10 protein-coding genes and 1 pseudogene are annotated in these 22,473 nt (G+C 56.0%); 10 read left to right on the plus strand and 1 reads right to left on the minus strand.

Annotated features, from left to right (window positions below; all coding sequences use genetic code 11):
* Positions 1-6 precede the first annotated feature (6 nt).
* Positions 7-1,203 (minus strand): AAA family ATPase, encoded by a 1,197-nt coding sequence (locus AFK66_RS20145; protein WP_369833123.1) that lies wholly within the window; start codon positions 1,201-1,203, stop codon positions 7-9.
* A gap of 850 nt (positions 1,204-2,053) precedes the next feature.
* Here AFK66_RS20145 and AFK66_RS20150 point away from each other — a divergent pair.
* The 10 genes and pseudogenes from AFK66_RS20150 (at position 2,054) to AFK66_RS20190 (ending at position 22,473) form a co-directional block, all read left to right on the plus strand.
* Positions 2,054-3,067: a RepB family plasmid replication initiator protein gene (locus AFK66_RS20150; RefSeq protein WP_007780813.1), complete on the plus strand. Its 1,014-nt coding sequence runs from the start codon at positions 2,054-2,056 to the stop codon at positions 3,065-3,067.
* A gap of 639 nt (positions 3,068-3,706) precedes the next feature.
* Positions 3,707-5,371 (plus strand): ShlB/FhaC/HecB family hemolysin secretion/activation protein, encoded by a 1,665-nt coding sequence (locus AFK66_RS20155; RefSeq protein WP_007780811.1) that lies wholly within the window; start codon positions 3,707-3,709, stop codon positions 5,369-5,371.
* Between the two features lie 13 nt (positions 5,372-5,384).
* Positions 5,385-9,101: pseudogene (locus AFK66_RS23160) on the plus strand (two-partner secretion domain-containing protein); the annotation flags it as partial.
* 401 nt (positions 9,102-9,502) lie between these two features.
* Complete coding sequence (locus AFK66_RS23165) at positions 9,503-17,611, plus strand: hemagglutinin repeat-containing protein (protein ID WP_144432657.1); 8,109 nt, start codon at positions 9,503-9,505, stop codon at positions 17,609-17,611.
* Positions 17,612-17,619: 8 nt separating this feature from the next.
* On the plus strand, positions 17,620-17,955 hold the full coding sequence (locus tag AFK66_RS20165) for a DUF6572 domain-containing protein (protein ID WP_050497088.1): 336 nt from the start codon (positions 17,620-17,622) through the stop codon (positions 17,953-17,955).
* Between the two features lie 182 nt (positions 17,956-18,137).
* On the plus strand, positions 18,138-19,220 hold the full coding sequence (locus tag AFK66_RS23105; protein WP_007780791.1) for a VENN motif pre-toxin domain-containing protein: 1,083 nt from the start codon (positions 18,138-18,140) through the stop codon (positions 19,218-19,220).
* Positions 19,217-19,651 carry a hypothetical protein gene (locus tag AFK66_RS20175; RefSeq protein ID WP_050555996.1) on the plus strand — a complete coding sequence of 145 codons (435 nt, stop codon included), beginning with the start codon at positions 19,217-19,219 and terminating at the stop codon, positions 19,649-19,651. Before AFK66_RS23105 ends, AFK66_RS20175 begins: the two co-directional genes overlap by 4 nt.
* A 168-nt stretch (positions 19,652-19,819) precedes the next feature.
* Positions 19,820-20,443: a histidine phosphatase family protein gene (locus AFK66_RS20180; RefSeq protein WP_007780788.1), complete on the plus strand. Its 624-nt coding sequence runs from the start codon at positions 19,820-19,822 to the stop codon at positions 20,441-20,443.
* A gap of 91 nt (positions 20,444-20,534) precedes the next feature.
* Positions 20,535-21,302: a COG4705 family protein gene (locus AFK66_RS20185; protein WP_007780786.1), complete on the plus strand. Its 768-nt coding sequence runs from the start codon at positions 20,535-20,537 to the stop codon at positions 21,300-21,302.
* A gap of 112 nt (positions 21,303-21,414) precedes the next feature.
* Positions 21,415-22,473, plus strand: a complete 1,059-nt coding sequence (locus tag AFK66_RS20190) for a hypothetical protein (RefSeq protein ID WP_007780784.1) — start codon at positions 21,415-21,417, stop codon at positions 22,471-22,473.

Below are 22,473 nucleotides of genomic sequence, written 5' to 3' on the forward strand. Positions count from 1 at the left end.
ATGTTCTCAGCTCATACGAATAAATTCAATGCGATCAAAGACCGCTTTGGCAAAGTCTTCAGCGGCGGCGCGCGCGTTCTTCAGTGCTTCGCTGCTGCCGATGTAAGTGGCGGGGTTTGCGGAAATTACCGTATCAAACGACTCTCCGCAGCGCTCAAAGCCGTCCAGGCGGGGCAGGGCGACATCCAGCATATCGCCGCCGAAAATCTCCTTGGCGAGGCTGTGACAGAGCTTGTGGTCTGCCTTGTTGAGCAGTTTCGACATAAAGCCGATGTTTTTCTGCAATCTGACACGGCAGCCCGACTCTTCAATCAGCGCGATCAGCTCCGGCAGGCGCGTCAGGTATTTGAGCGTTGAGTGGAAATCTACCTGTGCAGGCGGCACCGGTGTGAACAGGACATCCGAGGCGGCAATCGCGTTCATCAGGAATGCGTCCAGATGCGGGCCGCTGTCGACAAAGATAAAGTCATAGTCTCTGGCAATCTTATCGATGATGTTCTGGCGCAGGACACCATAAATACTGGTGCCCGGCAGATGTTCTGCACAGAGTTCTTCCCAGCGTGAGGCGATAAAGGCGTCTTCAATAGAAGCTGGCATCACATCCACGCCAGGCACAATCGACGGCACAATAAATTCTTCCAGCAGCTCTTCACGCGACACATTCTGCAGCATCGCCTGCGCGCTGGTGGTATCGACAGTGCCGACCGCGCGGGTGTGATTAAGGAACATGGTTGCGGAAGACTGCGGATCGAGATCGACCACCAGAATGCGCAAATCTTCAAACAGCAGGTGAGGATGTACGCGCAGCGCATGGGCAAGGGAAACCGTGGACACCGTTTTGGAGACGCCGCCTTTCAGGTTGCCGACAAAAATGGTGAACGCTTCATCATGACGGTCACGGTATTTGGGCACGCCGCGGTGATGGTAGAGATCGATAATATTCTGAACGGACATCGCATATTTAGTGGAGGAGCCCGCCGCGCGTTTATCAAAGACGTATCCGTTCGCTTCCATCTCACTGACGGCGTAGTCGACGCTGGCGCGGGTCAGTCGCGGAAGTTTGGCCAGTGCCGCTTTGGCATAGACCTGATAGAAAGTGTTTTCCTGAAGCTCATCTTTCTGATGCTGGATCTGCTCTGTCAGGCCCAGAAGCATTCTTTCAGAACGTTCGGCAACTTTCGTCAACTGCTGCTCATTATCCATCATAAAACTCACTGTATGCAGGATTTATTGATTTAAACGAAAATACAGCATAAAAGCCAGACGGTAAACATAAATGTGATGCCGATGTGCGCGTGCTCAAAATGCTGATGTTATAAGACGTTACTGCTAAAGATCGCAGCGCTCACCGCAAAAACGAACGGGGTTTAACCGTTCGTTTGAGGAAGCGCAAAAGAGTTGTGGTTGAAGAGAGTGGCAGATGCTGTGTGTCTGATTTTATCCACAGGCCAGATCTAAGGTTTCGATCCCAAGGAGATCCCTAATATGATCCTTAAAGATCCCTTTCCCGAATTTCTTATTGCTATCATGGCGTTGCGGCATTTTATAACCACTATAGCGAGCAGATCATCCACTGAAGCGAGCCGGATATCCACTGTGGTGAGACACATAACGGCTGAAGAGAGTGGTATGCATCCACTGTAGCGAGTAAACCGCCTGACTTTTCCATGCCGGCACTCTCTTTATAACGTACTGTATCAGAAAGCATTTCCGGTATCCTTTGTGAAGTTACTCACGCTCATGAACATGTTTATTCACACCGGGAGTGTCATCTTTTTGTCTGGCTGCGGGTTACTGTAACAGACTGACATGTTGCTGTATGTGTTCGGGCTATCCACTATAGCGAGTGAATGACTGGATCCTGTCACGCCATCAACTAAAACAACCACTACAGAGAGCAAATAACCACTGTAGCGAGTAAACATCCACTGTGGAGAGTAATCCGCGCGTATAAGTATGTGACATATCCACTATGGTGAGTGATACTCTCACTGGCGAAGATAATAACCACTATGGTGAGTAAGCACCGGCATTCAGGACAGGAGAACCGCACGTGGCTGATGAAGAGAGCATCAATATCAACGACGCCTTCAGTGAGCTGGACCGTAAAACCGGCGAAGTGGTCACGCTGATGCCGAACCGCAATAACACCGTGCAGCCGGTCGCGCTGATGCGTCTTGGCCTGTTTGTCCCGACGCTGAAATCCACCGCCCGGGGCCGCAAAGGCCAGATGTCCTCGATGGACGTAACGGAAGAGCTTAAACAGCTCTCGCTCGTTAAATCCGAAGGCTACGAGAATATCAAAATCACCGGCGCCCGCCTGGATATGGATAATGATTTCAAAACCTGGGTCGGGATCATCCATGCCTTCGCCAAATATAATGTGCTTGGCGACAGCGTCACGCTGCCGTTTGTGGAGTTCGTGAAGCTGTGCGGCATTCCTTCGGCCCGTTCATCTGCAAAGCTGCGTAAGCGTCTCGATGCTTCGCTGACCCGTATCGCCACCAATACCATCTCTTTCAGCAACAAGGAAGGAGAGTACTACGTTACGCACCTTGTGCAGTCTGCCAAATACAGCGCCAAAAAGGATGAAGTGACGCTGCAGGCCGATCCGAAAATCTTCGAGCTGTACCAGTTCGACAAAAAAGTTCTGCTGCAGCTGCGTGCCATTAATGAATTGTCGCGCAAAGAGTCCGCCCAGGCGCTGTATACGTTTATTGAGAGCCTGCCGCCTAACCCTGCGCCGGTCTCGCTTGCACGCCTGCGCGCGCGCCTGAATCTCACCTCCCGCACCATCACGCAGAACTCCACCGTGCGTAAGGCGATGGAGCAGCTCAAGGAGATCGGTTATCTCGATTACACCGAGATTAAGCGCGGGCGGGTGGTCTACTTTCATATCCACTACAGAAGGCCAAAACTTCGCCCACAAAGCCTGCCAGGCGCGCTGCCTGCCGGTGATGAACTGCCGGTGGAAAACAGCCCCGTAGCGGAAGAGCAGGGCGAAATGGTGATGCTGACCAAAGAAGAGCTGGCGCTGCTGGAAAAAATCCGCAAGGGACAGATCTGAATATCCACTGTAGTGAGCATGACATGTGACCTTTCAAATACATTACTCCCTACAGTGGATATTGCTCTCTATAGTGGTTTTTACTCTCCTCAGTGGATGTTTTGAGCTTCACTGCTTTCTGTAGTGGATACCTTGTTAATGCCTTCGCAGGATCTTTTAATCATCCTTAAAGATCTGGCGATTTCAGCATGAAATTGCTGGTCGAAATGCTCTAAAAACAGCGAGTTAACGTGATAAACGTATGGCGAAAGGGGGAGTTATTTCACATCCGTGATGTCAAAGAGGGCAATGTTCGCGTTCCTGGTATGAAAGAATGCTTTTTTTTGCTTAGTGTTATACCTCGCTCATGCTTACTCGCTTTACTCTCATAAGACGCTCCTCTGTAAACCGCATTTAAAGTCCATTTCAGCATCATTCCTTTTTTTAAACGAAACTTGGTGTGGTTTCCTCTGCCAGTATTATCCGGTTTCGCGCCGGGCCTGCGCTTATTTTTCCTTTATTCAAATTAATGAACGCGCCGCGAAGAATATATCTTTGTGAAGAAATGTAATTAACTATTACTATAGGAAAAACCTTAAAACCATTCGCGAAATAACACCGTGTTATGGTGCTAACTGATTAATTTTACAGGTCAACCGGATGACTGCTCGCGTTTATTATGGATTCTTACTGGCGCTGATATTGCCTACTGCCTTTGCTGCGCCCCTTTCTCCTGCCGATCGCGATGCCATCCGTCAGCAACAGGAACAACTTTTATTACAGAGCCAGCAGCAGCGTGACGAGTTGCAGCGCAGTACGCCGCTGCCCCGCGCTGAAGCGCCTGTGATATCTGCTCCGTCATCCGGCCCGTGTTTTACCATTCGCACTATTCAGTATTCCGGCGCCACGCTGTTAAGCGCGCGTGAGCAGGCGAAATTATCCCGTCCCTGGCTGAATCAGTGCCTCGATATGTCGCGCATCACGCAGCTGGTTAATAGCGTATCGGACTGGTATCTCAGCCGCGGTTATATCACCAGCCGTGCTTTTCTTACTGAGCAGGATCTCTCGCAGGGCGAATTACAGATTGTCGTGCTGGAAGGAAAGCTGCGTCAGATCCGCCTCGAAAATAAAACGCCGCTGATGCTGAAAATGGCGTTTCCGGGGCTTGAAGGAAAGATCCTGAACCTGCGCGATATTGAGCAGGGCATGGAGCAGATCAACCGACTGCGCGCCACGCCGGTACAAATCGATATTCTGCCGGACAGCACGCCCGGCTGGTCGGTGGTTAATCTCACCGCCACGCCGGAGTTTCCGTTACGCGCCACGGTGAGTTTCGATAACAGCGGCCAGAAGAGCACCGGCACCGGGCAGCTTAATGGCTCGCTCACCGGTAACAACCTGCTCGGGCTCGCCGATCAGTGGTTTGTCAGCGGCGGGCGCAGCAGCGATTTCGCGACCGCGTATAACGCCCGCAGCCTGCAGGCAGGCGTCAGTATCCCGTGGGGCTACAGCCTGCTGGATTACAGCTACAGCTGGAGCGACTACCGCTCGACGCTCGATAACCAGGGCTTTACGTGGATCTCCACCGGCGACAGTGAAACGCATCGCCTGAATCTTTCCCGCGTGGTGTTCCGCAACGGCGATATCAAAACCGCGCTCACCGCGGGGGTGACGCGCCGCGAAAGCCACAACTGGCTGAATGATGCCCTGCTTGCCAGCAGCAGTCGCAAGCTCTCCAGCCTGACGCTTGGCGTTAATCACACCCAGAAAATGGGCGGCGGCGTGGCGACCTTCAACCCGGCCTTCAGCCGCGGCATGCCGTGGTTCGACAGTGAAACCGATGAAAACAAAACCGGCGACGAACCAAAAGCGCAGTTTCGTAAATGGAGCCTCAGCGCCAGCTGGCAGCGCCCGCTCACGCAGGATCTGTGGTGGCTTTCCAGCGCTTATGGCCAGTGGTCGCCGGATCGTCTCTATGGCGCTGAACGTCTGACGCTCGGTGGCGAAAGCTCTGTACGCGGCTTTAAAGAGCAATATTTGTCCGGCGACAACGGTGGCTACTGGCGTAACGAACTCAACTACACGCTGGCAACGCTGCCGGTGCTGGGCCAGATCAGCGCCACGGCGGCGCTGGATGGCGGCTGGCTCGCCAGAGATAAACTCGACCGCTACGCCTCCGGCACCCTGTGGGGCGCCGCCGTCGGGCTGGGCAGCGCAGGGCGCTGGTTCGCAAGTCAGCTTACCGTTGGCACGCCGTTACAGTACCCGGACTGGCTGGGGCCGGACCATTTCACCGTTAACTACCGCATCGCAATCACGCTTTAAGAGGCTTCAGGTCATGGATACCCGTCAACCGCCCGTGCGTTTTTCCGCTCGTCTGCTGAGCTACCTCATTATCTCTCTGCTGGTCTGGCAGCCGGTGGCTCCGGCTTTTGCGGCGGCCATGACGCCCACAGGCGCCACGTCGATGGATAAAGCAGGCAACGGCGTACCGGTGGTGAACATCGCCAGGCCCAACGCGGCGGGGATCTCTCATAACCAGTTCAAAGATTATAACGTCGGCAAGGAGGGCGTGATCCTGAACAACGCCACCGGGCAGCTGAACAAGACCCAGCTAGGCGGGCTTATCCAGAACAACCCGAATCTGAAAGCGGGCCAGGAAGCGCGCGGCATTATTAACGAAGTGACGGGCGGTAGCCGTTCCCAACTCAACGGCTATACCGAAGTGGTGGGTAAAGCCGCGAACGTCATGGTGGCGAACCCGTATGGCATCACCTGTAACGGCTGCGGCTTTATCAACACGCCGAACGTCACGCTGACCACCGGCAAGCCGGTACTCGACGCGGCGGGCAATCTTTCCGCGCTGGAGGTCACGCGGGGCACCATTACTGTGGAAGGCAAAGGGCTTGACGCCAGCCAGAGCGACGCGCTGTCGATTATCTCCCGCGCCACCGAAGTGAACGCGGCGATCCACGCGCGCGATCTGAACGTGACGGCGGGCGCGAACCGCGTTAACGCAGACGGCAGTCGTACCGCGATGGCGGGTGAAGGCAGCGCCCCTGTGGTGGCGGTCGATACCGGCGCGCTTGGCGGCATGTACGCCAACCGCATTCGTCTGGTGTCCGGCGATAAGGGGGTGGGCGTTAACCTTGGCAACCTCAATGCGCGCCAGGGCGATATCACGCTTGATGCCAGCGGCAAACTGACGGTCAAAAACAGCCTGGCGAGCGGCAACCTGACGGCGAAAGGCGACAACGTCACGCTCACGGGCGAGCATAAAACCGGCGGTACGCTGGCAGTCAGCAGCCGTGGCGGGGTGGCGCTGGATCACGCAGCGCTCGCAAGCGACGGCGCAATGACGCTTGCCGCCGACGGCACGCTCTCCGCCAGCGCGAGTACGCTCACCAGTGGCCAGAGCCAGGCGCTGAACGGCAAAACCGTCACGCTGGATAACACGAGTCGTCTTGATGCAAAACGCGACGTCACACTCACCGGCGGCGCGCTCGCAAGCCAGGCGCAAATCAGCGCCGGCGGCAACGCGCAGATAGCGGGCGACAGCCTCACCAACAGCGGGCAGATTGCCGCCACGGAACGTCTTGATACCCAAACCACCCGTCTGACTAACCGCGGCACGCTGCAGGGCAACGGCGTGTCGGTCGACAGCGACGCCGTGACCAACAGCGGAACGCTGCAGAGCGCGTCGGCACTGACGCTGAAAGGCAAAACGCTCGATCAGCAGGGCACCGTCAGTGCGCGCGGCGATGCTGTTCTTAACCTCACAGACAGCCTGCGCAACGGGGCAAACGGGAAAATCCTCACGGACGGCACGCTTGCGGCCAACACCGGCGCGCTTGAGCAGAACGGTACGCTTTCCGGCGCAAAACGCCTCGATGTGCAGGCGCAGCAGGTTACCTCCGGTAAGGGAGCGCTCACTACAAGCCAGGGCGATATTCGTCTTGATGCGGTAGGTAAAGCCGATCTCAACGGCCAGACGATCGCGGCGGGTAACCTGACGCTGACCGGTGACGCCGTCACCACGCAGCAGGACGCGCAGCTGCAAAGCGGTCGCGATCTCGCCATTACCGCTCATGACGCGACGCTTGACGGCACGCACGCGGCAAAAGGCGCGCTGAACGTCACGGCCCAGCGCCTGCGCCACGGCGGCAAGTCGGACGCGGCCGCGACCACTTTTCTGGGCGATGAATCTGTTAACAACAGCGGCACGCTGACCGGCGACGCGCTGACGCTGCGCGGTAAACAGATCGCTAACCGCGGCCTTCTGAAAGGCAGTGGCGCGCTTAATCTCTCAGCCGATCGCCTCGATAACCTCACGGGCGGCACGCTGTACAGCCCAGAAAACCTGAATCTTGCCATCCCGACGCTCATTAACCAGGGGCAAATCACCACCGACGGCGACCTTTCGCTGCGCGGCGCGCAACTGACGAACGGCGGACTGTTACAGAGCCATCGCGCGCTCGATATGGCTTACGAGAGTTTCGATAACCTCTCCGGCGGGACGTTGTACAGCGCCCGCGATCTTCATCTTGCTGTTCCGACGCTCAGTAATCAGGGGCTGATCAGCACCGATGGCGACCTGTCATTGCGCGGCCAGTCGCTGGTCAACAGCGGCGAGATCAACGGGGTGAATCTCAGCGGCGATATGGCGTCGCTGAACAATACCGGCCTCCTGCTGGCAGATGACGCGCTGACGCTGAATACCGACACGCTCAGCTCCGGCGGCACGCTGGCGGCAGAGCAGGTGACGATCGCCGCAGATCAACTGCAAAACCAGGGGCTGGTGCAGGGCAACCGCGCGCTGAACGTGACAGCGGATGACACCAACAACCAGGGCGCGCTGCGCACCGGCGGTACGCTGGCGCTGGACGGGGGCACGCTAACCAACGGCGGCGAGCTCAGCGCCACGGCGCTGCTGCTGACGCTGGCAAAACATGGTGATAACCGCGGCAAACTGGTCGCGACCGACGCGCTGCGCCTCACCACGCCAGCGTTTACCAATACCGGCACGCTGGCGTCCGCCACGCTCGATCTCAACAGCGACAACGTCACCAACAGCGGCACGTTGCAGGCGACCGGCGATCTACACGCGCACGGTAAACAGTTCGATAACCAGCAGGGCGGGGTGGTGCTCGCGGGCGGCGCGCTTGCGCTGAACCAGGACACGCTCAGCAACGCCGGGCTGTTACAGGGCGACACGCTCGCGGTTGCCGCACAGGACTGGCGCAACGAGGGCAACGCGCTCGGGCAAAACGGCGTCACCGCACAGATTGACGACACCCTGACCAACCAGGGCAACGTATTAAGCCAGCAGGCGCTTGATATCCGTGCCGGTAATACTGATAACCGCGGTGCGCTGATGGCGAAAGTGCTGGCGCTGCATGGCGACCTGCAAAACAGCGGGCTGTTGCAGGGCAGCGACGCCCTGAACTGGGATGGCGCCACGCTCACCAACGCCGCAGGCGGTAAAGTCACTGGCGGTAACACGCTTGCGCTCAAGGGTTCGACGCTCGACAACCAGGGCCAGATGCAGGGCCGCGCGCTCAGCGTGACCGGCGATACCCTGCGTAACGGCGGTACGCTGCAGGCGACCGACAGCCTGAACGCGACGCTCAGCCAGACGCTTGAGAATAACGGCGCGCTGCTGAGCCAGAACCAGGCGGAAGTAAGCGCGGCGCAGCTGACGAATAACGGCACGCTGGCGGCACGCGCGCTGACCGTTCAGGCACCGGACATCATCAACCGCGGGACGCTTGCGGGCAACGACAGCCTGAGCCTCACCACACGCAACCTTTATAATGGCGCGCACGGGCAGCTTGCCACCGGCGGCGGCCTGACGCTGGACCTCTCTCGTCTCGAGAACCAGGGGCAGCTGTCGGTTAACGACGGGCTGACGCTCCGGGGCAGCACGCTCATCAACAGCGGCGATATCAATGCCGCGGCGCTTGATGCCACGCTCAGTGGCGCGCTGGATAACACCGGGCGGCTGGTGGCTGACGGCCGCGCGCAGCTTAGCGCCGGTACAGTGACCAACAGCGGTACGCTCGCTGCGGATGACGTCACGCTGAATGCCGCAACCCTTCGCAACGGCGGGCTTATTCAGGGCGCGCACAGTGCCGGTGCCACGGCGCAGAAACTCACGAACGACGCCAGCGGCACCTGGCTTTCTGGCGGCGCGCTGACACTCAACGGCAACCAGCTGACCAACGCCGGACAAATGCAGGGCAACACGCTGGCGCTGACGGCTGGCAGCCTCGATAACCGCGGCGTGATGAACGGCATTCAGGGGCTTACGGGCACCGTTCAGGGCGCGCTCACCAATGACGGGCAGATGGTGAGCCGTGGCGACGCGACGCTTAACGCCGACAGCCTCACCGGCAGCGGGCGCATCGTGGCGGATACCCTGACGCTTCAGGCGAATCGGCTTACCAACAACGGCCTGTGGCAGGGCACGAAGGGGCTGACCGCCACCGGCGACACGCTCACCACGGCGCGAACGCCCGCACGCTCAGCGGTGGCGATCTTTCGCTCAATGCCGGAACGCTTAACACCGGCGGGACGCTGCAGGGCCAGCAGGTCAATGTAGACGCCGACAACTGGACGCACGGCGGTACGTTAATCAGCCTCGGCAACCTGGGTGCGCAGTCGCAAGGTACGCTGACCAACAACGGTTCGCTGTTAAGCCAGGGCTCGGCGACTGTTACGGCAAATGAACTTGCCAACAACGGCTCACTGCTGAGCCAGGGCGCGCTGACGCTCGACGGCCAGCGGCTGACTAACCGCGGCGCGCTGCAGGGCGATACCCTGACGGCGTACCAGAACCATCTCAACAACCAGGGCACCGTGACCGGCGTGCAGGGGCTGACACTTACTGCCCGGCCACAGCCGCGGATGGCCCGTATGCTGCTGGCAGCACCGCCGCGCGAGCTGATCAATGGCGCGAATGGCGCGCTGCTTACCGGCGGCACGCTGCGTATCGATTCCGGCGCGGTGACCAACGCCGGGCGCTGGCAGGGACAAAACATTCTGCTGAACGCGCAGCGCCTCGACCACAGCGGCGCTATCCAGAGCGCTGAAGGTCTGAACATCACGCTTTCCGGCGATCTTAACAGCCTGGCGGGCAGTAAAATCACGGCGCTCGGCACGGCAGCGCTGAACGCGCTCGCCATGACGAACCAGGGCGAATGGGCAGCGAAAAACCTGACGCTCACCGGCAACAGCCTGCGTAACGACGGCGCTATCACGGGCGTCAACGGCCTGACGGCGACGGTCAATAACGATCTCACCCAGACCAGTAACGGCAAACTGTTAACCAGCGGCGCGCTGACGATGGGCGCAGGCGCGGTAAATAACCAGGGCGCGGTGCAGGGCGGCACGCTGGATGTCACCACCGGCGGCCTGATCAACAGCGGTCGGTTGCAGGGCGATAACGGCGTGACGCTCACCGCGCGCGGCTCGCTCACCAACAACGCCGGCGGACAGGTTATCAGCCGCCAGGGCCTCGGCGTCACCACGCCAGTGCTTGTGAACAACGGGCTGATGCAGGGCGGCGCTACTACGCGGGTGGAGGCGACCACGTCTGCGCGCAACGACGGTAAGCTGCTTTCCGGCGGCCAGCTGACGCTCACCACGCCGCAGTTCACCGGCGCGGGCTGGCTGCAGGCGACGAACCTTATTCTGAACGCCGCGAATGCGACCAACAACGGCACCTGGCTTGCGGATCAGGGTACGCTCACCGGCACCACCTTCACCAACCAGGGCATCGCGCAGGGTGGGGCGCTGACGGTCAACTACGGCACGCTTAACAACAACGGCACGCTGCTCGGTAATAACCAACTGACGATCAATGCAAATCAGGTGAACCAGCAGGCGGCGGGTAAACTCTTCTCCGGCGGCGATCTGTCGATTGGCAGCGCGGGGCTGGACGCGGCGGGCCAGCTGGTGGCGCTCGGCAATCTGACCCTTAAGCTCACTCACTCGTTTACCAATAAAAACGCGCTGGCGGCGGGGAAAACGCTCACCGTCACCAGCAATGGCGCCATCGATAACCGCGGCGTGATGCAGGGCCAGGCGGTGAATGTCAGCGCGGGCGGCGCGCTCACCAACAACGGGCAAATCACGACCGACAGCGGCGCGAGCACGCTCAGCGGCAGCAGCGTGGCGCTGAACGGCGCAGGCACGTTACAGGGCGGCGGCGATGTCGCTATTGCGAGCCGCGGCAACATTACCGTGGACGGCTTTACCGGCACCAGCGGCAGCCTGACGCTTACCGCGCCGGGCAGCATCATCAATACCGCGCTGCTCTATGCGGCCAGTAACCTGGCGCTCTATGCCAACAGCATCACCAACCAGCGCGGCGATATTCTCGCGCGCAACAGCCTTTGGATGCAGAAAGACGCGACGGGTAATGCAAATGCGGAAGTGGTGAATACGTCCGGTAATATCGAGACGCAGAACGGCGATATTACGATTAAGACCGGACATTTATTGAATCAAAGGGATGGGTTGAGTGTAAAAGAGTCAACGAATGCAGGCTCTTCTATTGGTGGCGTTGGGGATGCAATTTTATCACTTAATTATAAAACACTGCCTGCTGATACATATGGCTATATAACCTTCGATACAGAAAAAGAAATAGGGATATGTGGAGGTTCTAACGGAGGTTGTTATACAAAGAAAATTACTAATTATAATTATGTTCCTTTCTTCGAATACAGGACAAAAAAATTCTCCGTAAAAGAATCAATTATTGCCGTTGAAAGTAAAGGAGGGGCATCAAGAATCCTGTCGGGAAGAGATGTTTACATATCCAGTAATATTCTTGAAAACCTTGCCAGTGATATTGTGGCTTCGAAAGATATAAAATTGGAAGGTGGTAAACTTAATAATAAGAGCTGGCAATCAGGGAAAACTACTGAATACCTTATTTATCAGCATGCTCTTGCAGGAAATACGGATGTCATTGTAAACAACATTCCGGAAAGCGGTCTTTCTGTTCAAAGCGATAATTTCACACAAGTTAATAAGGACATAACCTATAAGCTCACTGGCAAGACAACCGAAACTGAAAACGGCGAACTTTACCGCGCCGTTATACAAGCCGGTGGTAACGTCACCGCGAATTTTGCCGATAATATCAGTAACACCAGTACCACCGCGAACGCAGGAAAAGTCAGCAACACCATAAACACGCCGTCCCTGAATACTCTGAGCCATCAAAGTATCGGCGGTAGCGTGCAAAAACAGGGTCTGGCGGGTGGCGCGGCGGTCGCGGTCAATTCGCCGGAGTGGAAAGATCAGCTTCAGGGCGCGCTGCAACAGATCAACGGCGGCGGCGCGCTGGAGAACAGCGCAGGCGGCAGCGCGCTCGCTAACCTCTCTGCCACCAAAGCGGGTAAAGCCAGCCTCGGTAACGCTTCTGGCCTTGCCAGCGCAGGCGTAACGGCCACCAGCGTGGCGAATATCACCGGCGGCGCGCTCGCTAACACGCAAAGCAAACCTGTCGATACCAGCGCGTATCCGCTGCCTTCCGGCAACAACGGCTTTTTCGTGGTTTCCGATAACCCGAAAAGCCCGTACCTGATCAACGTTAACCCGAAACTCGATGGCCTGGGCGAGCTCGATCCGGCGCTGTTCGGCGATCTCAACAAACTGCTGGGCGTCCAGCCTGGCACTGCGCCGCATGAAACGCGCGCGAGCTTTACGGATGAAAAACAGTTCCTCGGCTCGTCCTATATGCTCGGGCGGCTCAACCTCAACCCGGAGTATGACTACCGTTTCCTCGGCGATGCCGCGTTCGACACGCGTTACGTCAGCAATACGCTGCTGAACCAGACCGGCAACCGCTATCTCAACGGCGTCGGCTCCGATCTCCAGCAGATGCAGTACCTGATGGACAGCGCCGCCGCGCAGCAAAAATCGCTCGGCCTGCAGTTTGGCGTGGCGCTGACGCGCGATCAAATCGCCTCGCTCGATAAAAGCATTCTCTGGTGGGAGTCCGCCACGGTGAATGGCGAGACGGTGATGATCCCCAAACTCTACCTCTCGCCGAAAGACGTCACGGTTAACAACGGCAGCGTGATCGCCGGCAATAACGTCAGCCTGAAAGGCGGCGACATCACCAACAGCGGCAGCACGCTGCTGGCCAGACAGGATCTCAAACTCGACAGCCAGAACAGCATCAGCAACCTCAACGACGGCCTGATGAAAGCAGGCGGCGGTCTGAGCCTGAGCGCCATTGGCGATATCAATAACATCAGCTCAGCCATCAGCGGGAAAACCGTGGCGCTGGAGAGCACGGGCGGCAGCATCAACAACATCACGCTTGCCGAACAGACGAGCATCGACGCGCGCGGCAAGTACGGCAGCGTCATGCTGAAAGACACCACGCTCGGCAGCACGGCCACTATCAGCGCGCAGGACAGACTGGCCTTACAGGCCGGTAAAAACATCACGCTCACCGGCGCGAACCTGACCTCCGGCGGCGATCTGCTGATGAATGCCTGGGGCGACATCGCGTTAAATGCCAACCAGGTAAACGATGCTTACGGGCAGTCGGGCTTCCGGAATAACACCAATACCAGCCGCTCTTCGGTGACCTACCAGGGCAGCACCCTCAGCGCAGGCGGCAATCTCGGCATCAAAGCCGGTGACAACCTGAGCGTGGCGGCAGGCGATCTCAAGGCAGGCGGCAACGCGGCCCTCGCGGCAGGCGGCGATCTCAACCTCGACGCGCTGCAAACCAGTAAAAACAGCCAGAGCGGCAAGCGCGAAACGCACAGCACCGGGCTTGATCGCACGACCGTCTCCGCGGGCGACAACCTGACGCTGAGCGCGGGCCGGGACATCAACGCGCACGCAGCGGCGCTGGCGGCTGAGAAAAATATCGGCGTTCAGGCCGGACGCGATGTCAACCTGGAGGCACAAGCCACTACCTCGGGCGACAGCTACCGCTCGAAGAAGAAAACCACCATTAACGAGTCCGTGCGTCAGCAGGGCACGGAGCTGGCGAGCGGCAGTAACACGGTCATTGTCGCCGGGCGCGATATGAACGCCGACGCGGCGCAGGCCACGGCGAAGGGCGACATCGGCGTGACGGCGGGGCGCGATATTAACCTCGCGACCGCCACCGAGAGCGATTACCACTACAAAGAGGAAACCAAAACCAAGAAAGGTTTCCTCAAGAAAACCACCACGCACACGGTCTCTGAACAGAGCACCACGCGCGAAGCGGGCACGCTGCTGAGCGGCGATAACGTCACGCTGAAGGCGGGCGAAGATTTGCTCGTCAAAGGCTCGGCGGTGGCTGGCGACGGTAACGTCGCGCTGAGCGCCGGTAAAAACGTGGAGATCGCGGCGGCGACCAACACCGATTCCAACTGGCAGCTCAAGGAGAAGAAAAAGAGCGGCCTGATGGGATCCGGCGGGATCGGCTTTACCATCGGCAGCAGTAAAACGCGCCATGAGCTGAAAGAAAAAGGCACCACCCAGAGCCAGAGCGTCAGCACCGTCGGCTCAACCGGCGGCAACGTCAGCATCACCGCAGGCGAACAGGCGCGCGTCAGCGGCGCCGATCTGGTGGCCGGGAAAAACCTCACACTCACCGGCGACAGCGTCATTATCGAGCCGGGGCATGATAAACGTACCCGCACTGAGACGTTCGAGCAGAAATCCAGCGGCCTGACCGTGGCGCTCTCGGGCGCGGTGGGCGATGCCGTTAATAGCGCCGTCACTACAGCAATGGCCGCCAAAGAGCAGAGCGACAGCCGTCTGGCCGGGCTGCAGGCGACGAAGGCCATCTTGTCTGGCGTACAGGCTAATCAGGCATCGCGTCTTGCTGCGGCATCCAATGACAAAAGTGGTGGCATCGCAGTCAGCGTATCGCTCACTAGTCAAAAATCCAGTTCAAAACAGCAGCAGGAAACGTCGATCGCGAACGGTTCAACCCTCAGCGCCACTGATAACCTCGCAGTCATCGCGAAGGGCAACGGGAAAAGTGCTAACAGCGGCGACATTCTGATTGGCGGCAGCAGGCTTAAAGCTGGCGGCGACGCGATGCTGAATGCCACGAATAATCTGCTTTTGATCGGTGCGGCAAATACAGAGAAAACCACCGGTACAAACAGCAGCAGCGGCGGCGGTATCGGCTTAAGTTTCGGGTTAAATCAGGGCAGCGCGGGCATCAGTATCTTTGCCAACGCCAATGCTTCAAAAGGCAAAGAGAAAGGCAACGGCACCACCTGGAGCGAGACGACGGTTGACAGCGGGGGTACGGCAACGCTCACCAGCGGACGCGATACGACACTTAATGGCGCGCAGGTGAATGGCGAAAAAGTGGTTGCGGATGTGGGCCGTAATCTCACCATCGCCAGCCAGCAGGACAGCAACCGTTACAACAGCAAACAAACCAACGTGAATGCGGGCGGGAGCTTTACCTTCGGCTCTATGACGGGCTCCGGTTATCTCGGCGTAACCCAGGACAAAATGCACAGCACCTTCGACAGTGTGGCGGAGCAAAGTGGCATTTTCGCTGGTAAGCAGGGTTTTGACGTTTCCGTTGGTAATCATACCCAGCTTACCGGCGCCGTGATTGGATCAACGGCCGCCGCGGATAAAAACCGGCTGGAGACCGGCACGCTGGGCTTTACGGATATTGGCAACAAGGCGGATTACAAAGTCAGCCATAAAGGCGGAACGATTGGTGCCGGGACGGGGTCAGGGTCTTTAATAGGGCTGGCGAGCAGCGGGCTTTCCGCTGTCAGCGGGGCGATGCTGTCAGGACTCGGCAGTAGCGGCCATGCCAGCGGTACCACGCAGTCTGCGGTGTCTGAAGGTACAATTGTTATCCGTGATAAAGCTGGCCAGCAACAGGATGTGGCTACGCTGAGCCGCGACGTGGCGAATGCTAACGACACGGTCAGCCCGATCTTTAACAAAGAGAAAGAACAAAAACGCCTGCAAATTGCACAAATGACCGGTGATATCGCCGGGCAGATGAGCAGCATGGTGATGACGGAAGGCGACATCAATGCGCTGAAAGCGGCCCGTGCCGTTCCCGGCAATGCGCATTTAAGCGCGGAAGAACTGAAGCAGACACAGGCGTATCGGGACGCCTTCAGTGAATACGGCACCGGCGGGAAATACCAGCAAATTGCGCAGTCGGCTTCTGCGGCGATAGCAGGTCTGGTCAATGGCGATTACTCAGGTGCTGTCGCAGGTGCCGCTGCGCCTTTCATCGCGACGTTTGTGAAAAATCACACCGACGAAGACAGCGCTCAGCGCATTCTGGCCCACGCGCTGGCGGGCGCTGTGATTGCAAAAGCGCAGGGTAAAGATGCGCTGGCAGGCGCCGCCGGGGCCTCCACCGGTGAACTGACGGCGAAACTGGCGCTCGATCTGTATGGTAAAAAACCGGAACAGCTGGGAGAAAGCGAAAGACAGCTGGTCAGCTCTCTCTCGTCCGTTGCTGCAGGGCTCGCCGGCGCTGCCGTCAGCGACAATACCGCGGGTGTTCAGGCCGCAGCGCAGGCCGGGAAGAATGCGGTTGAGAATAACTTTCTCAGTGATACGGACATAACAACCTTCATCGAAAAGTATGCAAAGGCGAAGACAGAGGCAGAAAAAGCTCAACTGCGTGCAGACCTGAATGATCTTGATATTGAGAAACAGAATCAGGCTTTGGCGATCGTAATACCAGTTCTTGAACAAAAAAATGAATTGGAAAAACTTCGACAGCTTGTTGCTTCACCAGAATGCGGAGAACGGTGCCGACAACTGGCTGAATACTCAATATCTCAGCTCGAACCGGTAGTCAACGATACTGCATTGCACAACAGCAATCTTTTTAAATATGCAACAGCAGGGGTAATACAGCAGCTTATTGGGGGGCTGGGTATAAAATCAGGTAAGCCGACGACCACCCGCCCCGTGGGTGCATCTAGTACTTCGGCTCTTGATGATATTGTTAAAGGTGAAAGCCGCGCCGGGCAGAGGGCTGCGGGAGCCATCAAGTCTCCAAATTCAAATTTACCAAGCGGCTATGAATTAAATGGTAATACAATTACCGGTCCAAGAGGTGGTGTCTATAGCAGTACAGGGAAAGTAGATAGTGCAGGAAATACTATCTATACCAATAATGGCGCCTATTATACCTTTGATAATGGTGCTAAATTTAAAGCATCATCACCTAACTCAGGCTCACAGATTCAGCAGAATTATCAAAAGGGAAAAGAATTTGAAAATTCTATTTACGATAAGATAAAAAGTGATCCAAACTTTAACAGTCCGGCCAGAGAGGTCACACTCGAAACATCAGGTGGAACCAAAGTTAGGATTGATATTATGGCAAAAGATAAGTTGGGTAATATCGTTTGTGTTGAGTGCAAAAGTTCGCCAGTAGCACCATTAACACCTAATCAAAAAAAGGGCTTCCCAGAGTTGGAAAAAGGTGGTGGAACTGTTATTGGAAAAGGTCATCCTGGTTTTGAGGAGGGGGCTAGAATACCACCGACAAAAGTTGATATAGTTAGACCAGAAATACCTAAAAAGTAGGGGCATATATGTCTATAGAAGATGTAAATAAAATTGATCTCTTTACAGTTACAAGTGAAGAGATCTATCCTGCGCAAGCCTTCCTGATTATAACAGATCATTTAGAATGGCCTTTAAACCCCAATGAGCACCTTTTCATGTTGCAGGAGAAAATTAATAGCTATATAGCTGCTGTAGAAAGCGGGGAGGTTAACACTTTATTTCCGGAGTCTCGAGGGAAAGATATCGTCATTAAAATATATTTCCAGCATCGTATTCCTATGGAATGTGTCGATTTTTTAGGTAAGGTAAGTGAAGTACTCTCATCGACTAATATCCAGTTACAATACGAAGAGAGTGAATAACTATAAAGTCTCGGATTACAAAGTGCCCTCTAAACGGAAGCCAGCGAATAGCAGGGCACTTTACACTTATTGTCATAAGTACAGTCGAAAGAGACCGTAGTGAACCCTGGATCAGAAAGCCAGAAGAAAGCGCGCCAGGGAAAGCCTTGATCCATTGGTTCACCTTTGGCCGGTAGGTGCCGGTGACACTTGCAGAAGTGCACAGCATCGGAAGTGGTGCAACGCCGCCAGGTGATTTCTCCGGAGCCATTGCAGGCGCCGCCGGGGCTTCCATCGGTGAAATGACGGCTAAACTGGCGCTCGATCTGTACGGCAAAAAACCGGAACAGCTGGGTGAAGATGAAAGACAGCTGGTCAGTGCGCTCTCGTCCGTTGCCGCAGGGATCGCCGGCGCGGCCGTCAGCGATAATACCGCCAGCGTTCAGACCGCTGCGCAGGCCGGGAAGAATGCGGTTGAGAATAATGCAATTAGTGATATTGTCGAAAACCAATTGTCGGGGATGACGCAAGCTGAGAAATATGCTAAAGCGCAGAACTCTCTTATTCAGACAGTAAAAGAATATAAAAGTAAGCTTTGTATGGGGATAAGTGATGAAGCTTGCTCTAAAAAACTCGATGTACATCGTGATGAGTTGCTTAAAAGCTTTACGGAAGCTGGATTAGATTTCGTTCCCGTAATTGGCACTATAAAAAGTTTTAAAGAAGCAGATGATGCGATTGATTATCTTACCGCTTTAATAAGTCTCATACCTAAAGCTGGTTTTGTTGCCGGTAAGTCTCTAAAAGCTGCGAGAAATGCTCTTAAGAATGGAGATATTGCTGAGGCAACAAAGTTAATACATGAAACTAGCGATAAAGTTAGCATTGTTAAACCTCTTGATGTCGATTCATTCAAGAGATTAAAATCAAAAGAAGTTGTTGGGGACGGGCTTGAGCATGACCACATTCCCTCAATGGGAGCTTTGCGTAGAACAGAAGAGATAAAATTGCTAAGGAAACTGACACCCGCTGAGGATAAAGCTATTTATCAGAATGCTACTGCGGTTGAAGTTCCTAAGGATGTTCATCGTAGCGGGCCTACATATGGCGGAAAAAATACCAAAGATCAGATTGAGACGGATGCATTAGATCTTTGTAGTGCAGTATGTCGAGATACCACCACGTTAAGAGGAAATATGGTGGAAAGAGGATATGATCCTATTGTTGTTGATGAGGTGATTAATAAGATCATCATAAGAAGTAAAAAATCGGAGGTTGTGAAATGATTTTAAAAATTGATTCTTTTGAAAATTTGTTAGGTGTTGATAAAAAAGATGAGTTCTTGATAAAATTTATTGACTCTATTAGCGATGAGCCCGTGATAGACCAAAGTTTCTTAGGCGATAGAATATACTTGCCTTTTTTAAAGGCTGGTTTTTTAATTTTAATTGAAGAGGATAGAGTAACACAAATCACTTTTTATATTGAAGGAGGGGATGGATTTTACAAATGCGCCCTTGAGTTTCCTGACGCTCTTAATGGTGGTAAAGCTAATGTCATGAGTAATTTGGGTATGCCATCAGCAACTGGTGGTGGAATAAATGATAAGTTAATTGGTTATATAAATAAATGGATTAAATATCAGTATAGAGGACATGAGTTGCATCTGGAATATGATGACAAAGATAACCTTGTAAAGATAACTATTACTGAGTGATTTTTTATTTAAAAAATACACACTATTTTTATGGAAGAGTCGTTCTTTATGGAGGGTTCTTTTAATTTAATGCACGCCAGTGATTTTTTAAATATATTATTTTTTTATGATTTGAACATTACAAATGTCTATTATAAACAGAGTTAAATTTATTTCGATCCCCAACCCATGAACCTCCTCCTTATCCGTCATGCCGAAACAGAATGGAACCGCGGCGGACTCATTCAGGGGCATCAGGACAGCGCGCTGACGGCGCGTGGCTTGCAGGAAACCACAGCGCTCCTGATAGCTCTGGCGCACGAATTCCCCTCTGTTGACGCGGTGTACACCTCGCCTGCGGGCCGCGCGCACCATATGGGTAACGCCATCGCGAGCCATTTTCGCTGCCCGCTCTCAGTTGAGCCGCTGTTACAGGAGCAGGCGTTCGGTGATTATGAAGGCATGACGCGGGTGCAGTTGCAGCGTGATAATCCTCTCAGCGCAGAAGCGCTGTTTTCAACTGATGCATTATTTACACCGCCCGGCGGTGAATCGCTCGCGGGCGCCGCGCAGCGTCTGCTGTCTTTTATTCGAAATGATCTTGCCGCAACCCCACACACCACCTGCTTCGTCGTCACGCACGGGCATATCCTTCAGGGCGCGCTGGCTATTCTTAAAGAAGGCACGCCGGATAACTTCCCGCGCTATGCGCAGCCGAACGCCAGCTACGCGCGGTTAACGCTTACGGCGGACCGATGCGACGTCATTCAGTGGGGCATCGCAACCCATTTGCGACACCTGTCACAAACGTGAAAAACCTTCCCGTCCTTAAGTCTTCCTTAAGATTAATCCTATAACTTCACTCTGGATCCTGCCCCTGTCGGGACGTACCGGAGCACACTTTATGCAAAACACTACCTCTGCGCTCAGCAAAGTTCCTGCCGTCACCGCCGCGTTCTGGCTGACGAAAATCGCCGCGACCACGCTGGGTGAAACCGGCGGCGACGCGGTCACGATGTCGATGGATCTCGGTTATCTCACCGGCACGCTCATCTTCGCGGCGATCTTCCTCGCGGCGGTGGTCGTGCAAATTCGTCATGACAGTTTTAATAAGTGGATCTACTGGTTCACGGTGGTCGCCACCACGACGGTCGGCACCACGCTTGCGGATTTCGCCGACCGCTCATTAGGTATCGGTTATCTCGGCGGCACGGTGCTGTTGAGCAGTCTGCTGGTGCTTTCGCTTCTGGTCTGGCGCGTGACATGCGGCACCATTGCCGTGGATTCGGTGAATAACGTGCGTACCGAAAGCTTCTACTGGGTGACGATTATGTTCTCCCAGACGCTCGGCACGGCGCTCGGCGACTGGACGGCAGACAGCGAAGGCTTCGGTTATGACGGCGGCATCCTGCTGTTCGTCGGCGCACTGGCGGTTATCTGGCTGGCGAGCCGCTTTACTTCGATTTCGCGCACCGTGCTGTTCTGGGCGGCGTTTATCCTCACCCGACCGCTCGGCGCGGTGGTGGGCGATTTCCTCGATAAACCCATCGCCAAAGGCGGCCTTGAGCTCAGCCGTTACGGCGCATCCCTTACACTGATTGGTCTTATCCTGGTCTGCCTGTGGGTGTTCCCGCATCGTGCGGCGCTGAAAAAACGCGCGCCGGTATTCTGATTTTTTCCTTCTCACCCGCGGTACCCGCCGCGGGTTCTCCTCTCTGCATTTCCCTTCATAACGGTTACCCTGTGCCGTACACTGTCTCTTAGTACACACGCAGGGAGCTTGCATGACACACTACTGGTGGAAAGATTTACACGATCGTAACGACGCCTGGCTGGGGCTTGCGCTGATGGTAAAGGGCGAAACGCCCGCAGGCCTGGCGCTGGAGATGCTGAGCGGGCATCACGGGCGCATGGCATTACAGCTGCGCGGCGAAACGCTTTTCTGGGCCTCGATGCTGAAAGACTATTCCGGCGTCTGGCTCGTTACCAACCGTGAACATCCCGATCAACTCAATCTATTGCCGCCGGTGCGCTCCGAAGACATTGAAGCCATAAAACGTAAGGGCGACGCCGCCTGGACGGGCGAGTGGTGCCGCTATTTCGCGCGGCAATTGATGGATTCTCCCGCGCCGCTGCTGGCGCCGCGCGACTGGCTGTTACGCCCGATGCTGCCCGCGAAACGCCACTCGTCATACCTGCGCAACACCACGCCCGACATGGACCAGTGGTATTTCAAAACGCCCTCCAGCGCAGGCGACTGGGGTGTGGACTGGGCGCTTTACGGCGAAGATTTTCGCTCGCTCACCGACCCGGAGCACGTCCGGCTGGTGGACTGGTGGTGGGGCGGTCATCTGCTGATGGGCCGTTACCCGATTGACCCGCACGCCGGGCGTCTTAAGTGGTGGCGTAAAAAATGCCGGGAGGGCGAGCTGCCGCCGGTGCTGGTCTGGTATATCGCCGGGCTGGCGTCTTATGTGGTGCTGGATGGCCATTACCGCCTGCACGCCGCGATGGAAGAGGGCATCCCGCCGTCATTCCTGGTGCTGAGCGAATACGCCGAGCGGGAGTTCCCGGTGGACGAGGCGCAGCGCGAGCGGGTGCAGCGGGCGCTGGCGTTACAGCAGGCGAACAATCCGGGCTGCAATATCGATGGCATTAACCAGACGTTAATTAATCTGTGGGACCGGCGTTACCTTTACGCCGAAACGCACAGCCGCGCCACGCTTGGCAATGGCGAAGGCTGGGCGCGTGAGGTCACGGCTTACCTGCGCCGCCACGGGCAGACGGCGTATCTGGAGAATGTCCTGAACGGCACGGAAAACCCGGTTGATGACGCCGGGTAA

This window comes from Cronobacter malonaticus LMG 23826, from assembly GCF_001277215.2.
In the GTDB taxonomy this organism is placed as follows: domain Bacteria; phylum Pseudomonadota; class Gammaproteobacteria; order Enterobacterales; family Enterobacteriaceae; genus Cronobacter; species Cronobacter malonaticus.

What these genes read in the sequence shown, in the direction of transcription:
- AFK66_RS20145 (WP_369833123.1), bottom strand. Translation starts at nt 1,203, where the DNA reads ATGGATAATGAGCAGCAGTTGACGAAAGTTGCCGAACGTTCTGAAAGA.
- AFK66_RS20180 (WP_007780788.1), top strand. Translation starts at nt 19,820, where the DNA reads ATGAACCTCCTCCTTATCCGTCATGCCGAAACAGAATGGAACCGCGGC.
- AFK66_RS20175 (WP_050555996.1), top strand. Translation starts at nt 19,217, where the DNA reads ATGATTTTAAAAATTGATTCTTTTGAAAATTTGTTAGGTGTTGATAAA.
- AFK66_RS20185 (WP_007780786.1), top strand. Translation starts at nt 20,535, where the DNA reads ATGCAAAACACTACCTCTGCGCTCAGCAAAGTTCCTGCCGTCACCGCC.
- AFK66_RS20190 (WP_007780784.1), top strand. Translation starts at nt 21,415, where the DNA reads ATGACACACTACTGGTGGAAAGATTTACACGATCGTAACGACGCCTGG.
- AFK66_RS20155 (WP_007780811.1), top strand. Translation starts at nt 3,707, where the DNA reads ATGACTGCTCGCGTTTATTATGGATTCTTACTGGCGCTGATATTGCCT.
- AFK66_RS20165 (WP_050497088.1), top strand. Translation starts at nt 17,620, where the DNA reads ATGTCTATAGAAGATGTAAATAAAATTGATCTCTTTACAGTTACAAGT.